Annotated in this window: 14 protein-coding genes and 1 pseudogene; 9 read left to right on the forward strand and 6 right to left on the reverse strand. The window is 65.5% G+C overall.

The annotated features are described in order from the left end of the window. Positions 1–4: 4 nt before the first annotated feature. A complete protein-coding gene (locus tag V3596_RS01750) occupies positions 5–334 on the forward strand; it encodes a metal-sulfur cluster assembly factor (RefSeq protein WP_334275867.1) in 330 nt (109 codons plus the stop codon). Beyond that, positions 331–1,401: a hypothetical protein gene (locus V3596_RS01755; protein WP_334275868.1), complete on the forward strand. Its 1,071-nt coding sequence runs from the start codon at positions 331–333 to the stop codon at positions 1,399–1,401. The genes V3596_RS01750 and V3596_RS01755 overlap by 4 nt, the downstream gene beginning before the upstream one ends. Here the strand turns inward: V3596_RS01755 and V3596_RS01760 are convergent. Continuing rightward, entirely contained in the window at positions 1,363–2,367 is a 1,005-nt protein-coding gene (locus V3596_RS01760) for an FAD:protein FMN transferase (protein ID WP_334275869.1), read from the reverse strand. The two genes, V3596_RS01755 and V3596_RS01760, sit on opposite strands and share 39 nt — an antisense overlap. Positions 2,368–2,383: 16 nt before the next feature. Next, positions 2,384–2,773, reverse strand: a complete 390-nt coding sequence (locus V3596_RS01765) for a c-type cytochrome (protein WP_334276473.1) — start codon at positions 2,771–2,773, stop codon at positions 2,384–2,386. A gap of 567 nt (positions 2,774–3,340) precedes the next feature. Here V3596_RS01765 and nosZ point away from each other — a divergent pair. From nosZ to V3596_RS01800, 7 genes are read left to right on the forward strand one after another with little or no spacing between them, the layout of a single operon-like run. Further along, on the forward strand, positions 3,341–5,272 hold the full coding sequence (gene nosZ, locus V3596_RS01770; protein ID WP_334275870.1) for a TAT-dependent nitrous-oxide reductase: 1,932 nt from the start codon (positions 3,341–3,343) through the stop codon (positions 5,270–5,272). A 55-nt stretch (positions 5,273–5,327) separates the two neighbouring features. Beyond that, entirely contained in the window at positions 5,328–7,964 is a 2,637-nt protein-coding gene (locus tag V3596_RS01775) for a 4Fe-4S binding protein (RefSeq protein ID WP_334275871.1), read from the forward strand. Beyond that, positions 7,961–9,226: a nitrous oxide reductase family maturation protein NosD gene (locus V3596_RS01780; RefSeq protein ID WP_334275872.1), complete on the forward strand. Its 1,266-nt coding sequence runs from the start codon at positions 7,961–7,963 to the stop codon at positions 9,224–9,226. Before V3596_RS01775 ends, V3596_RS01780 begins: the two co-directional genes overlap by 4 nt. Next, positions 9,207–10,151: an ABC transporter ATP-binding protein gene (locus V3596_RS01785; protein ID WP_334275873.1), complete on the forward strand. Its 945-nt coding sequence runs from the start codon at positions 9,207–9,209 to the stop codon at positions 10,149–10,151. Before V3596_RS01780 ends, V3596_RS01785 begins: the two co-directional genes overlap by 20 nt. Continuing rightward, entirely contained in the window at positions 10,148–10,975 is an 828-nt protein-coding gene (locus V3596_RS01790) for an ABC transporter permease (RefSeq protein WP_334275874.1), read from the forward strand. The genes V3596_RS01785 and V3596_RS01790 overlap by 4 nt, the downstream gene beginning before the upstream one ends. Continuing rightward, entirely contained in the window at positions 10,972–11,511 is a 540-nt protein-coding gene (locus V3596_RS01795; protein WP_334275875.1) for a nitrous oxide reductase accessory protein NosL, read from the forward strand. The genes V3596_RS01790 and V3596_RS01795 overlap by 4 nt, the downstream gene beginning before the upstream one ends. Positions 11,512–11,524: 13 nt before the next feature. Beyond that, the gene (locus V3596_RS01800; protein ID WP_334275876.1) at positions 11,525–12,136 is read left to right on the forward strand and encodes a nitrous oxide reductase accessory protein NosL; all 612 of its coding nucleotides are present in this window, start codon (positions 11,525–11,527) and stop codon (positions 12,134–12,136) included. A 142-nt stretch (positions 12,137–12,278) separates the two neighbouring features. Here V3596_RS01800 and V3596_RS01805 read toward each other — a convergent pair. The 4 genes and pseudogenes from V3596_RS01805 to V3596_RS01820 all read right to left on the reverse strand — a co-directional run bounded on the left by V3596_RS01805 (position 12,279) and on the right by V3596_RS01820 (position 15,224). After that, positions 12,279–13,137 (reverse strand): IS5 family transposase gene (locus V3596_RS01805; RefSeq protein ID WP_334275877.1). Its coding sequence is split into 2 segments (ribosomal slippage): positions 12,279–12,732 and positions 12,731–13,137, totalling 861 coding nucleotides; the frame shifts between segments, so codons are not numbered across the junction. Positions 13,138–13,237: 100 nt separating this feature from the next. After that, positions 13,238–13,438, reverse strand: a pseudogene (locus V3596_RS01810) (aminotransferase class III-fold pyridoxal phosphate-dependent enzyme); the annotation flags it as partial. Then, complete coding sequence (locus tag V3596_RS01815; protein WP_334275878.1) at positions 13,435–14,865, reverse strand: NAD(P)/FAD-dependent oxidoreductase; 1,431 nt, start codon at positions 14,863–14,865, stop codon at positions 13,435–13,437. The gene V3596_RS01815 and the pseudogene V3596_RS01810, both read right to left, overlap by 4 nt. A gap of 17 nt (positions 14,866–14,882) precedes the next feature. Then, complete coding sequence (locus V3596_RS01820) at positions 14,883–15,224, reverse strand: cupin domain-containing protein (RefSeq protein ID WP_334275879.1); 342 nt, start codon at positions 15,222–15,224, stop codon at positions 14,883–14,885. Positions 15,225–15,249: the final 25 nt, after the last annotated feature.

The raw sequence follows: 15,249 nt of genomic DNA on the forward strand, positions 1-15,249 counted from the left end.
AATCATGAACGAGATGGCGCTGAGTGCATTGCACATCGAGGCCATGCGGGCGCTCGGCCAGGTGGCCGATCCAGAGATTGGAGAAAGCATCGTGGCGCTGGGCCTGGTGGAGCGCTTGACACTGACCCCGGGCCGGGCAGAGCTGATCCTGCTGCCCACAAGCGCCACTTGCCCGATGGCCGACCAGCTGATCGACGATGCTGGCTGCGCGCTGGAGCGCCTGTGCCCCGCCGGCTGGGTCATTGAGGTCGACATGGACTGGGACGGCATCTGGACGCCAGAGCGCATGACGCCTGAGTTGCGCGCCCGCTTCGGATGGACGGGTAGGCCATGAATATCTCGGCGCGTCCACCGCGACTGGCGCTGGCCGGCTGCGCCTTACTCGCCGTGCTGAACCTCATATGCGGTCTGGGCGGCGGCCTGCAGCGCCTGGGCAGCCTCAGCATCGAAGGTCCACTGGCCCGCCAGGCCCTGCTGATGCATGGAGCGCTGATGATGGCCGGCTTCTTTGGAAGCGTGATTGCACTGGAACGGGTGGCGGCGCTGCGACGCGGACTCTGGGTTCCGCTCACAGCCTCGCTGGGGGGGGTGCTGGCCCTGTCAGGAGCTTGGCTGCCGGCACAGATCGCCTGGGTTGTCAGCGCGACTGGCTTGTGCGGGCTGTATCTGTGGGCCGGTCACACGCGCGCCTGGTCGTTGCCCCTGGCGGTGGAAGCCAGCGGCGCGCTGGCGCTGCTGGGCGCAGCACTGACCCTGAAGTGGGGAGAGCTCGAGGCGGCGCGCTGGGGCTGGAGCCTGTTCCTGGTTCTGACCATCGCCGGCGAGCGCCGCGAGCTGATGCGCTTCATCGCACTGCCTGCCTGGGCTAGCCGGGCCTTCCTTCTGGGCTGGGCTTCGTTCGCGACCTTGCCGCTGCTGCTGTGGCTGGCGCCGGAGCACGCAGCGAAGCTGGGCTGGAGTCTGTTGGGTCTGCTCGGTTTGTGGCTGCTGCGCTTCGATCTGGCGCGCCTGCAGTGGCGCGCGCCCGGCTGGGCTGGGCACACGGCAATCTGTCTGTTGGTCGGCTATGGCTGGCTGCTGGCGGCTGCTGGTGCCGGTCTGGCAAACCTTGGCATCGCCTGGCATCTGCTGTGGCTGGGCTTCGTGTTCGCGATGGTGTTCGGCCATGCGCCCCTGATGCTGCCACCTCTGGCCGGGCTGCGGCCCCGGCACAGCCCTTGGGCCTTGCTAGCGCTGGGCATCATGGGCCTGAGCCTGGCCCTGCGCACAATGGCGACGCTGCGCGGCTGGCCGTCCGCCTTGGCTCTCGCCGGCGCCGGCCATGCCTTGGCACTGCTGGTCTTCGGACTGACTATGGCGCGTCTATGCCGACGCCAGCCGGCCGCGCAAGCCTGGCGATAGCCACAGGCCCTGCGGGCCAGCCAGCATGGCCTCTACGCCCGGCATGGCCGCCAACCAACGCCTTGCCATCGGCGCGCCTGCCACCATCATGGCTGCGCCCCAGCCATTGACAGCCTCGACATCCCGCGCCACCAGCGCCAGGCCTTGCAGGCCCTGGCTAGGCTGGCCGTTGCGCGGGTCCAGGATGTGGTGGTAGCGACGACCGCCCAGGTCAAAGCCGCGCTCGTAATCGCCAGAGGCCGCAACCACGCCGCCGGACAGGCTCAGCACACCCAGCAACTGAGCCGGCTCGCGCGGGTCGCGCAGACCGATGCGCCAGTCGCGCCCCTGCAGCTGGCCGCTGCACAGCACATCACCACCGCCGTTGATCAGGGCGTCGCGAATACCCATGGACTGCAGGGAGCGAAGCCCGGCCTGCAGAATCGGAAGCTTGGCGATGCCGCCCAGATCCAGACGCATGCCGGGACGGCGCAGGCGCGCGCTCAAGGTCGCGCTATCGAGCTGCAGATCGCGGTAGTCCACCAGGCGCTGCTGACGCCGCAAGGCGCTGGCTTCGGCCATGTGCGCCTGCCCCGGCTCAAAACCCCAGTCGGCATAGGCGCCGACCGTGAGGTCGAAATGTCCTTCGCTGTCACGCGCCAGCTGCTGTCCGGCCAGCAAGACCTGCATCAACTCCGGCGCCACTGGCACGGCCGCAGTTCCAGCGGCGCGCGCCAAAGCTGACACCTGGCTGGCGCTGCGATAGCGGCTCATCATCTCGCTCTGGCGCAGCATCTCGCGCCAAGCCGCGCCAAGCGCCTGGCGGCGCAGGTCAGCATCGGGGTGCGAGACGGTGATGTCAACCTGGGTGCCCAGCAGCGGTGCCGAGGCGCGCTGCACGGATCCGCCGTTGGCCATCACCTGGCGCGGCAGCAATGCCACCGCCAGCAGGCCGAGGACCAGCGGCCGACGCCGCAACATCATCATCTGCCCGCTCATGACATCAGCGCGACAGCGCCACCATGTGGTCGACTGCGGCCTTGACTTCATCGTCGCTGAGCGTGGCGCCGCCGCCGCGCGCAGGCATCATGCCCTTAGCGCCGGTGAAGCCCTCGATCGCGTGCTTGTAGAGCACATCGTTGCCTTGGGCAAAGCGCGGACCCCAGTCGGCCTTGTCACCCGGCTTTGGGGCTCCGGCCACGCCAGCAGCGTGGCACATGGCGCAAGTCTTGCCATAGACGCTCTTGCCCAGCGCGTTTTCGGCCACTGGAGCCGGCGCGGGCACTGCTGCCGCGACCGGCGCGGGCGTCGCCGTCGGGGCAGATTCCTGTTTTCCACAGGCGGCAAGACCCAGCAAGGCCAGGCCAAGGAAAGTGGTGCTGATGATCTTCATGTGGGAACTGACGCTCAGTTGAAACATGCGCGGATTCTGCGAGCTAGCGAACTCCTGCACCAGCACATTGTTATATCAACGATACATATTATTGGATTAATTGCGAATCTTGAACTGCTTCAAGGACAGCTTCACCGTCGGTAGCGAGGATGCGCCCGTCTCCTGCCCTTGCACTCCAGTTCCCAACATGCGCACCCTACAGCTATCGCACTTGCGCAGACCTTGTGTCTGCCGCTGGCTGCTTGGCTGCCTGCTGTTGAGCTGGTGCTTGGCTTATGCCGCGCCGCTGATCCATCCCGCGGCGCTGGACTTGGTCTGCAGCAGCGCGGGCGGCCTGCGTCTGGTCGATCTGTCGACCGGCGAGGAAGCCTCCTCGTCCATGCCCGACTGCGCACTCTGCCTCACAGGCGGGGGCCCGCCTCCAGCCTCAGCTTGGCTGCCAGATTTCATTCCGCCGGGCCCGCCCACGCTGGGCCTTAGACAGCGATTCACCCTCACCGTTGCCAGCGCCGCGCCGCCGCCAGCGCGCGCGCCCCCCCTGTTCTCTGAAATTTTCCCCCGAGAGGTATGACCATGAAAGAAGACAAGAAGACCGTCATCGACACCGTGCCCGCAGGCATGGCCCGCCGCCGCTTCATCAACACCGCAGCACTGACCGGCCTGACGCTGGGGGTTGCAGCCTGCGCAGAGAAGAAGCCCGAAGCTGGCGCGCCAGCGGCAGCCGGCTCGGCACCCGCCGCGGCACACGGAGCGAATAGCACGCACCTGAAACCTGGTGAGCTGGACAGCTATTACGGCCTGTGGAGCGGTGGTCATACCGGTGACATGCGCGTTCTCGGTCTGCCCTCCGGCCGCGAGCTGCTGCGTATCCCCTGCTTCGTTCCCGATGCACTGGTGGGCTGGGGCCACACCAACGAGTCGAAGAAGATCATGGGCACCAAGGCCGACGGCTCGCTGCGCTACTCAGTCGGCGACACCCACCACACGCACGCCTCCTACAAGGACGGTAACTACGACGGCCGCTACGCCTGGATCAACGACAAGATCAACAGCCGCATCGCCCGTATCCGTTTGGACTACTTCGTCTGCGACAAGATCACGCAACTGCCCAATGTGCAGGGCTTCCACGGCATCTTCCCGGACAAGCGCGACCCGGTCGATCCGGCGATCAACTACACCACGCGTGTGTTCTGCGGTGGCGAGTTCGGTATCCCGCTGCCCAACGCAGGCACTGAGGATTCGAGCAAGTACCGCTCACTGTTCAGCTGCGTCGATGCGGAGACCATGCAGGTGCGCTGGCAAGTGCTGATCGACGGCAACTGCGACCTGGTAGCGACTTCCTATGACGGCAAGCTGGCAGCGTCGAACCAGTACAACACCGAGATGGGTGCCAAGTACGAGGACATGATGTCCGCCGAGCGCGACGCCTGCATCTTCTTCAACATCGCGCGCATCGAAGAAGCAGTGAAGGCCGGCAAGTTCAAGACCTTCGGCAACTCCAAGGTGCCGGTGGTGGACGGAACCCATGAAGCCAACAAGGATCCGAAGAGCGCCCTGACTGCCTATGTGTCGGTGCCCAAGAATCCGCACGGCGTCAACGCCAGCCCGGACCAGAAGTATTTCATCTGCGCCGGCAAGCTATCACCCACCGCTACGGTGATTGAGCTGGCCAAGGTGCTGGAGTGGTTCGACGGCAAGCTCGAGAAGATCGACGGCGCGATCGCCGCCGAAGTCGAGATCGGCCTGGGCCCCCTGCACACGGCCTTCGACGGCCGCGGCAACGCCTACACCACGCTGTTCCTCGACAGCCAGATCGTCAAGTGGAACGTCGAAAAGGCGATCGCCTTCCACAAGGGCGACAAGAACGCCAAATACGTCGTCGATCGTCTGGACGTGCAATATCAGCCGGGCCACATCAACGGCTCGCAGTCCGAGACCATCGCCGCCGACGGCAAGTATCTGGCGGTGGGCTGCAAGTTCTCCAAGGACCGCTTCTTGCCCGTGGGTCCGCTGCACGCTGAGAACGAGCAGATCATCGACATGTCGGGCGAGAAGATGGTGCTGCTGGCCGACCACCCGGTGCGTGGCGAGCCGCATGACTTCATCATCTTCAAGCGCGATCTGGTCAAGCCCAAGCAGGTCTATGCACTGGACGACTTCCCGAACGCGGTGAAGGATCCGAAGGAATCCGGCGTGGTCCGCAACGGCAAGAAGGTCACCGTGAAGATGACTTCGCAGGCGCCAGCCTTCTCGCTGCGCGAGTTCAAGGTCAAGAAGGGCGACGAGGTCACGCTGATCCTGACCAATCTGGACAAGATCGAGGACTTGACGCACGGCTTCGCCATTCCGAACCACGACGTCAACTTCATCGTCAATCCGCAGGAGACGGCCTCGGTCACCTTCACAGCCGGTGAACCCGGCGTGTACTGGTGCTACTGCACGCACTTCTGCCATGCACTGCACCTTGAGATGCGCACTCGCATGATTGTGGAAGCCTGATGAGGGAGCGGCCGCGTCCCGTTTCGAGCACGGGGCGCGGTCCGAGGACATAACAATGCCGGTAGTTCGACAGTTCGCGGCCAGCCTTCGGGTCTTGGCCGCGCTTTTTCTTGCACTGCTGCTGCAAATAGGCGCGCAGTCCGCGATGGCCCAGGCCTACGAGGCCCATCTGCCAGCCGACCTGGCCACTGCCGCCGATCTGTGCGCGCTGGTGCCCTGCGCCGAGGTCTTTCCCGGCGCCAGCAGTTTTTCGCCGCGCAAAGGGCAACCGCCCTATGTCGAGGCCTATGGCGCGGCCGATCCGCAGCAGCCCGGCAAGAAGCAGTTGCTCGGCTATGTGATGCTGTCCACCGACATCACCGACACGCCGGCCTACTCCGGCAAGCCAGTGGTGACTCTGATCGGCATGGATGTGCGTGGGCGCTATGTGGGCGTCAAGGTGCTCAAGCATTCTGAGCCCATCCTTCTGCTGGGCATTCCCGAGTCCACGCTGATCAAGTTCAACAACCAATACCTCGGCAAGTCAGTCACCGACCAGATTGAGGTGGGGCCTTCGCGCCCGGACGAGAACGTGCTGGGCGTCGACGCCATCTCGGGCGCCACCGTCACCGTGATCGCGCAGAATCAGGTGATGCAGCTCTCCGGCGCCGCCGTGGCGCGCCAGGTCGGCATCATCGAACCGACCCGCCGCGATGCCGCGCGCTTCGCGAGCAGTGGCCGCCACTACCGTTGGGACGAACTGGTGCAGGTCGGCGCCGTGCAGCAACTGCGCGTGATGCCGGAGCAGCTTGGCCTTGAGCGCAGCACCGAGCCCTTCATCGAGCTGTGGTTCGGCGACCTCAACCATCCGGACCTGGGCGAAAGCCTGCTGGGCAAGAGTGGCTTCGCCACGCTGCGCTCGCGCCTGAAAGAGGGCGAGCAGGCGCTCTTCGTGCTGCGCAGCGCCGGTGCCGAGTCCTTCAAGGGCTCGGGTTTCGTGCGCGGCGGCATCTACGACCGAGTGCAGGTCAAACAGGGTGCAGATGCCTTCACCTTCCGCGACCTGGACGCCTACAACCTCTACGGACTGGAAGCAGAGGGGGCTCCGGCCTACACCGAGTCGGCGATCTTCGTGATCCGGTCTGACGCCTTCTCAGCCGCCTATCCATGGAAGCTGGCGTTTTTGGGCAACCGGGTGGATCGCGCCACGGGACAGCGCAGCTTCGCAGTGTTCGAGAGCAAATACTGGCTGCCAGGCGCATGGCTGGAGGGCGACCGCCCGCAGGTGATCGAGCCTGATGCCCCCTGGGTGCGCATCTGGAAGAGCCGCGCGCTGGAGATCGCGTTGTTCAGCGCGCTGCTGATCGCCGTGACGGTGGTCTACGCGCTGCGCGAGCGCCTCACGCGCCTCTCAACCCACAAGAACAAGTGGCCGGTCAACGCCTTCAAGTACAGCGCCTGGGCACTGTCCATCGTCTTCGTCGGCTTCGGCGTGATGGCCCAGCCCTCGATCACCCAGGTGCTGACCTGGTTCCACAGCCTGCTGTTCCAGTGGACCTGGTCCTTGTTCCTCAGCGACCCCTTCATCTTCGTCTTCTGGATCTTCATCATCGTCACGGTGTTCCTGTTCGGCCGTGGCCTGTTCTGCGGCTGGATGTGCCCTTTCGGCTCACTGTCGGAGGCGATCTTCAAGATCGCCCGAAAGATCGGCCTCAAGCGCTGGCAGAAGCCGGTGCCGCAGGCGCTACACGACAGGCTCAAATGGCTGAAGTACGCCATCTTCCTGGGTCTGCTGGCGGTCTCGATGTTCGACATGGGCCGCGCCGAGATCCTGGCCGAGGTCGAGCCCTTCAAGACCACATTCCTGGTGGGCATCGGCAACCGGGCCTGGCCCTATGGCCTGTTTGTCGCGCTGATCCTGGGCCTGTCGATCTTCATCGAGCGCCCCTACTGCAAGTACATCTGCCCGCTGGGCGCTTCGCTGGCCATGCCCAGCACCTTCCGCTGGTTCGGCCTGAGGCGCAAGCAGGACTGCAACAGCTGCAAGGCCTGCGCGGTCGGCTGCGGCGCCCAGGCGATTGACGCCGCCGGCCGCATCGACCATCGCGAATGCCTGCACTGTCTGGACTGCATGGTGCTGTACACCGACCAGATGGGCTGCCCGCCGCTGGCCAAGGAGCGCAAGCGCCGCGAACGCGACGGGCTGCTGATCACGCCCATCGGCCGTGACGGCTACTTCATCCCGATCGACGCCGTGCCGGCCGTCAGCGCCAAGGCGGCACAAGGGCCGGACCCGCGCATGCCGACTGAGCCTGCAGCGCCGTATCACAAGGCCGGCCGCAGCGGCCTGGGCTGGCTGCTTCTGGAACTGCGCGACCATCTGCTGCCCTGGAGCCGCGAAGGTTGGCAGTCACAGCGCGCGCTGCAGATCGCAGGCATTTCACTGGCTCTGGCAGCCACGCTCGCCTGGCTGCTGGCTGCCAGCGGTCGCCTGTCGTCCGCTGCCATCATCGGCTGGTGGTTCGGATGGAGCGCCTACGAGGTGCTGATCCGCATGAACGGCCGCCGCTATGTGAAGGACGGCCCCTGGTGGCGCGCCAACTACCGGGTGGCCGGCTGGATGGACATGATCAGCTACGTCGCGTTCAAGAACCTGCTGATCGGCGCCGTGCTCTTCCTGACGCTGAAGGCCCTGGGGCGGTTGGTCGCATGAGAAGACGCATCGCCATTGTGCTGTGCCTGCTGCTGGCCGGCCCCGGCTGGGCCGCCACCTGGCGCGTCATGCCTGGCGAGGACCTGCAGGCTGCGGTGACGCGCGCGGCCGCCGGCGATGTGGTGGAAGTCGAGCGAGGCTTTTACGACACCAATCTGCACATCGCCAAGCCACTCACGCTGCGCGGCCGAGGCCGGCCCACCCTCAGTGGCGGCCAGCGCGGCGACACGATACGCGTGGCCGCACCCGACGTGACCATCGAAGGCCTGATCGTGCGCGACTCCGGCCACGGCCTGAAGGAGCAGCACGCTGGCATCTACATCCAGCCCGGCAGCCACCGCGCCGTGGTGCGCCACTGCGACCTGGTCTACAACCTGTTCGGCCTGTGGATCGAGAAGGCCGACGACGTGCGCATCGAGAACAACCTGATCACCGGCCTGCGCGACGTGAATTCCTCGCAGCGCGGCAACGGCATTCAGCTCTACAACACCCGCGGCGCTCGAATCAGCGGCAACAACGTCAGCTTCGTGCGCGACGCACTCTATGTGGACGTGTCCCACCACGCGGAGTTCCGTCGCAACAAGCTGCACCACAGCCGGTACGGCACGCACTACATGAACTCCTACTACAACCTGTGGGAGGACAACGACAGCTACAACAACCGCGGCGGGCTGGCGCTGATGGAGGTGCGCGACAACATCGTTCGCAACAACCGAACCTGGGGCAATTCGGACCACGGCATCATGCTGCGCACGCTGCAGGACTCGGTGATCGAAGGCAATGTCGTCGCTGGCAACAACCGCGGTTTCTTCATCTACGACGTCGAGTACGCGACCTTGCGTGGCAACCTGGTGGTGGACAACCATGTCGGCGTCCACCTGTCGGCCGGCTCCACGCGCAATACCGTGCAGAGCAACGACTTCATCGCCAACCGCGAGCAGGTGCGCTATGTGGGCGCACGTGACGAGCGCTGGGGCGCTAGCAAGCCCGGCAAGGGCAATCACTGGAGCAACTACCTGGGCTGGGACCGGGACGGCGACGGCGTCGGCGACCTGCCCTACGAAGCCAACGATCTGGTGGACCGCCTGCAGTGGCGACACCCCTCGGTCAAGCTGCTGCTGGGCAGCCCGGCGGTGCAGGCACTGCGACTGCTCGGCCAGCAATTCCCGGTGCTGCGCGTACCGAGCGTCGTGGACGCCCATCCGGCCATGCTGCCGCAACACAAGAACTGGAGCGAATGGCGTGACAAGCAATTCCGCTGATGCCCTGTACCTCGAGGGTGTCACCAAGCAATACGGCAGCGCACGCGCGCCGCTGCTGGCACTGGACGGCGTGGACCTGCGCGTGCCGCGAGGCCAGCTGTTCGGTCTGATCGGCCACAACGGTGCCGGCAAGAGCACGCTGTTCAAGCTGGTCTTGGGCCTGATCACGCCCAGCAGTGGGAGCCTTCGCGTCAACGGCTGCGAAGTCGGTGGTCGCGACTTCCGCGAGGCGCGCCGCAGCATCGGCTATCTGCCTGAGAACCTGGTGCTCTACGACAACCTCAGCGGCCTGGAGACGCTGCAGTTTTTCGCTCGCCTCAAAGGCGCCCCCGCCAGCCAGTGTGAGCCGCTGTTGGCGCGCGTCGGCCTGCGCAGCGCTGCACGCCGCGCGGTGCGCGAATACTCCAAGGGCATGCGCCAGCGCCTGGGCTTTGCCCAAGCCTTGTTAGGCAGCCCACGCCTGCTGCTGCTCGATGAGCCCACCACCGGCCTGGACCCCAGCGCCATCCGTGACTTCTACGCCCAACTCGACGCGCTGCGCGCCGAGGGCGTGACGATGGTGATCAGCTCCCACATCCTGGCCGAGCTTCAACAGCGCATCGACGCGCTGGCGATGCTGGGCAACGGCCGCGTGCTGGCCTTGGGCAGCGTGCAGGATCTTCGCGAACGTTCGGGCATGCCGCTGACCGTACTCGTCAGCGCTCCACCCGAGAAGCTGGACGCCCTGGCGCAATCGATCCCGACCGCCTTGCCCGGCTCCGATCTCCGGCTGGAACGGCGCGGCCCCGTCGAGTTGCTGGTGCGCTGCCCGCGCCAGCACAAGATGCCGCTGCTCGCCTTGCTGGCGCCAGCCGGCCTGCACGATCTGCAGATCAAGGAACCCACATTGGAAGACGTGTACTTCGACCTCAGGGAGGCCTCATGAGCGGGCGCGTGCAACTCAGCCAGATCACGGCCCTGGGCACCAAGGAGTTCCGCGACCGCCTGCGCAATCGCTGGGTGCTGGCGGTGGCGCTGGTGTTTACGCTGTTCTCGCTGGCCATCACCTATTTCGGCGCAGCTGCCCAGGGCCAGATCGGGCCACGATCGATCGAGTTGACCATCGCCAGCCTGGTGTCCCTGGTGATCTACCTGATCCCGCTGATCGCGCTTCTGCTGGGCTTCGACGCCATCGTCGGAGAGCGCGAGCGTGGCTCGCTGGACCTGCTGCTGGCGCTGCCAATTACGCGACTGGAACTGCTGCTGGGCAAGTACCTTGGTCTGGCTGCGGCACTGACGCTGTCAACGCTGGCTGGATTTGCGCTGGTGGCCGTGCTGCTGTTCCAGCGCTTCGGAAGTGCCGGGGTCTACCACTACGCCGGCTTCGTGCTGAGCTCGGTGTTGCTGGGCCTGGCCTTCCTGAGCCTGGCCCTGCTGCTGTCGGTGCTGGCACGCGACCGCACCCGCGCCTCGGGCCTGGCCATCGCGCTTTGGTTTGCGATGGTGCTGGTGTTTGACCTGCTGCTGCTGGGCCTGCTGGTAGCCAGCGGCGGCGCGTTGGGTGGCGATAGCTTCGCCTACCTGCTGTTGCTCAATCCCGCGGATGTATTCCGCATCCTCAATGTGTTTTCGCTGGACGATGTGCGCCGCCTCTACGGTCTGGCCAGCATCGTGCCGCCCGCGCTGGGACAGCCCTGGCTGATGGGCAGCGCCATGTTGACCTGGATCGTCGGGCCGCTGGCTCTGGCCTGCTGGAGATTCAAACCATGAACGAGAAACACAACCAAGGACGTCGCCGCCTGCTGTGCGGCTGCGCAGGTCTGGCCGCACTAGGCCTCGCCGCTTGCGGCCGCAAGGACGACACAGCGAGCACCGGGCCGCAAGACTTTGACGCCCAGGCAAGCTGCTCGCTGGACGGCATGCTGTTGGCTGAGTACCCCGGCCCCAAGGGGCAGCTACGCTATGCGGATGAGGCGCAAACGCAATGGTTTTGCGACACCGTGGAGCTGCTGTCCACGCTGTTACGGCCCGAACAGGTGCGCGCGCTGCAATCAGCCCATGTGCAGGACATGGCCCTGGCGGACTGGGAACAGCCACGCGGACACTGGATCGATGCCCGCAGCGCCTTCTACGTGCTGGGGAGCAAACGCCGCGGCTCGATGGGCCCAACCGCCGCTTCGTTCGCCCAGGAGACCGCGGCAAAGTCCTTCGCGCAGCAATGGGGCGGCCAGGTGCTGCGCTATGCCGAGCTGAAGCCTGAATTGGTTGACCTGAGTGGCGGCGCCCTGCACGACACTCGGATGTGACGCGAGTATCGACATGAGCCTCCCCCGTCGCACTCTGCTGCGCGGCGCCCTGCTGATTGCGCTGCCCTCACTGGCTGGCAGCGGCTATCTGGCGACACGGGTCCGGGACAGGCCTGCGGCAGCCGTGCCTGTTCCTGACGACGTGTGCATTGTCGCGCCCACCTTTGCATACGACCCGGCCAGTGGCCTGCCGCCGTTGGCGGCGCGCGAGGTGCCGTCTCAGGCACGCTGCCCGGTATGCGGCATGTTCCCGGCACGCCAGCGGCGTTGGGCGGCGCAGGTGATTTTCAGCGATGGCCATGTGCAATTCCTTGATTCACCGCTAAGCCTCTTTCACTACCTGCAGCAGGTCAGCCGCTACACGCCAGGACGACAGGCGGCGGAGATCGCGAAGGTCTATGTGAGTGATTACGCCAGCGGCATCTGGCTGCCGACCGAACAGGCGCGCTTTCTGCAGGAATCCAGCCTGCTGGGGCCAATGCGTGCCGGCAACTTGCCGGCCTTCGAAAGCGAAGCTGCCTCGCTTCCCTTCCGGGCCCGCCACGGAGGCACGCTAACGAGCGCTGCAGAGCTGCGCGTTCGTTTGCCGAAGGATCTGCAGCAGCTAGCGCCCCACCGCCACTGAGCACCTCACGGAGCCAGCGACACGGGCGAACGTCAGCGCGAATTGAGTGATAGATGCTGTCTTCTTGACGCCCGCGCCCAGCGTCAGCGCATTGATACGCTGGGCCAGCGCCACGTAGGAGGCATAGGGCACGACTTAGAACTTATCCGTAAATAATGTTCGTCGCGAACTTGATCTTCCGAAGGGTCATGATCGCGGCGGCCAAGTGATTGAGGGCAAGGAAGCTGCGGTCCAGCTTTTCATATCGAACCAAGAGTTTGCGGAATCGGTTGAACCAGCTGTGCGCCACTTCGACGACCCAGCGCTTTGCCGTTGAGCCCGGCTTTCGCTTGAGTTCTTTGGCTTCCTGGCCTCGTCCTTTGACATGCGCGATGTAGCCACGCTCTGTCATGGCTTTCAGTGCTGGCGCTCCGGTGTAGCCTGCGTCAGCGCAAAGATGCTTGCTACGCCGTCGAGGTGGACTCGGACGATCAACCATGACTGCATCCAATACTGCCGTCAGTTGAGAGACATCATGCCGATGCGCTCCGGTCACGACGAGCGACAACGGGACGCCACGACCGTCCACCAGTAGATGGCGCTTGCTCCCGTTTTTTCCCCCGATCCGTCGGATTGGCCCCTACGCTCTGCTGTGCAAGTGGCGCTTTCATCATCGCGCCGTCAATGCTTTGCCATCGCCACGCGATGCCCTCGAATTCGTCGTACTCCGCCAGGCCCAATTTCCACAGCGCCTCAAAGACACCAGCCTTTTTCCACTCAAGAAATCGAGCGTGAATGGCACTGGCGCTACCGTACCGTTCAGCGGGCAGCGCCTTCCATTGGCAGCCTGTCCGCAGAACGTAAACGATCCCTTCAAAGACAAGGCGTGGATCCTTCGGCTTGCGGCCGCCGCCAGCGCTTCGGGCGTAGTTCTGATCGGCTGGACGTTGCCGAACCGGAATCAGCGGCTCCACCCGCTTCCAGAAATCATCCGTGACTTCCCAAGCCTTGGCTTTTGCCATCGCCGCTCCAAACGCGGTCATCGCGCATGGGAAGTCATTATTCCTTATTTACGGATAAGTTCTTAGTAGGCCGTGTGGTGGAAGGCATCGAGCTGGGCGGCAAGCGAGGTTGGCGGTGGCCGGTGTTGAGCACAGCGATGCCGCTGGCGAAGTCGATGTAGCGCCGACCTTCGACGTCCCACGGCTCGGCGTTGAGCGCGCGGTCGGCGAAGAAGGGCTGCGCAACGGCGATGCCGCGGGCGGTTGCGGCCTGGCGGCGCGCCAGCCAATGGGTGTTGTGGTGGTCAGTCATGAGGTTCACATCGGAAAGCCCAGCGCCTTGATGCCGCGGATCCAGGCGCGCTTCCAGCCGCCCTCCGCGTCGGCGCCGTCGAAGGCGTGAAAGGTGATGCGGGCGCCCAGCCAACGAAGCGGCTCGGGCGGGATCCAGCTCGGACTCAGGCGGGCGATGTCGAGCTGGCGCTCGGGGCTGGCGCGGTCGAACAGCATGTTGAGGCCCATCAGCGCGCCGAAGCGGCTGGCGCCGATGCCGAAGCCGGTGTAGCCGGCAACGAACACAGCCTTGCCGCCGAGGTAAGGCTTGGCAAACACCGAGCCGCGCGAGCAGTAGTCAATGGGGCCGCCCCAGGCGTGCGAGAAACGCAGGTCAGCTAGCTGCGGAAAGGTGCGGTAAAAGGCCGCGGCAAGGCGGTGGTAGGTCTCCTTGTTCCCGTCCACGGCCGGCTCGCCCTGGCCACCGTAGTGGTAGCTGACGAGACCGCCAAAGATGATGTTGTTCTGCTTGGTGAGCCGGAAGTAGTTGAGTTGCGTGCGGGTGTCGTAAATGCCCTGGCGACGCGCCCAGCCCAGGCGGGACAGTTGCTCCGGCGTCAGCGGCTCGGTGGCCAGCACGTGGTCGCGCACGGTCAGCACGCGGCGGTTCATGTCGGGCACGCCGACCTTGGCCGTACCGGTGCCGAACAGCACGCGGCGGGCGGTGATGGCGCCGTTCGGCGTGAGCACCTCGACCCGGTCGCCGCGCTCGTGGATGGCCGTGAGTGGGGTGTTTTCGGACAGGCGCACGCCCAGCGAGATCGCAGCACGGCGCAGGCCCCAGGCCAGCTTGGCCGGATGCACGGTGCCGCTGCGCTGGCGCGACCACAGGGCACCTGCGAACAGCGGTGAGCGGATGTGCTCGGCCGTCTGCGCACGATTCAGTAGCTCGACGCGATGGCCATAGCGACGGTGCAGCTCGAAGTCCGCGCGCAGCGTGGCAAGGTGTGCGTCGTCGACGGCGACCGTCATCTCGCCACCCCACTCGACATCGGCATCGATGCCGTAACGTGCCAGTGCGGCCTCGAAGCCGTCGAGATTGGCCTGGCCCAGGGCTTCCAGCCGCTCGATGTCTTGGGGGAAGACACGCTGGGCATTCGGCAGGCCGTGCATGATGGACGTGGACACGATGCCACCGGCCCGGCCTGACGCGCCATGCGCCACGCGGCCCGCATCGATCAGGACAACGTCCAGCTCGGGCATCAGCTCCTTGGCCTGGATCGCGGCCCACAGGCCCGTGAACCCGCCGCCGACGACGAGCAGGTCGGCCTCGGTGGACTCCAGCAGCGGCGGCGTAGGCGCAGGAGCGTCGGGCGTGTCCAACCAGAACGGCATCAGCCGGGTGTGCTCGAAGGCGGCGGCCAGCCCCACCGGACCTGCGGCGGGAAGTGCGTGGAAGTCCAGGGCCTGAAGCATGCGAACTACCTTTGCCTTCAGGCCTTGTCCAGCAGGACGTAGAGCTTTTTGGCGTCCTCCAACGTCTCCCAGCGCCCTGCGAAACCAGCCGGCAGGCGGTAGCTGTCGCCCGCGCGAAACTCGATGCGGCCGCCGGCCTGGTCGATCAGCGCGATGCGACCTTCGGCGAGCCAGACGATCTCGTCGGCCGTCGTGGCGGGGAAGTCCACCGCGCCGACGCGGCCCTCCCACCAACCCACCGTGTAGCCACTGGCCGGTCCGCGCAGCGCGCACCAATCGTCCTCGTCCATGCCGTAGTTCAGCGCCGTGTGCGCGCCCACGCCGGCACCCAGCCGGGTGATGTCGGCTATCAGTTTCATGTGCTTCTCCGGAAAATGGTTGTCG

This window comes from Roseateles microcysteis (assembly GCF_036880965.1).
Taxonomy (GTDB): Bacteria; Pseudomonadota; Gammaproteobacteria; order Burkholderiales; family Burkholderiaceae_C; genus JAUASW01.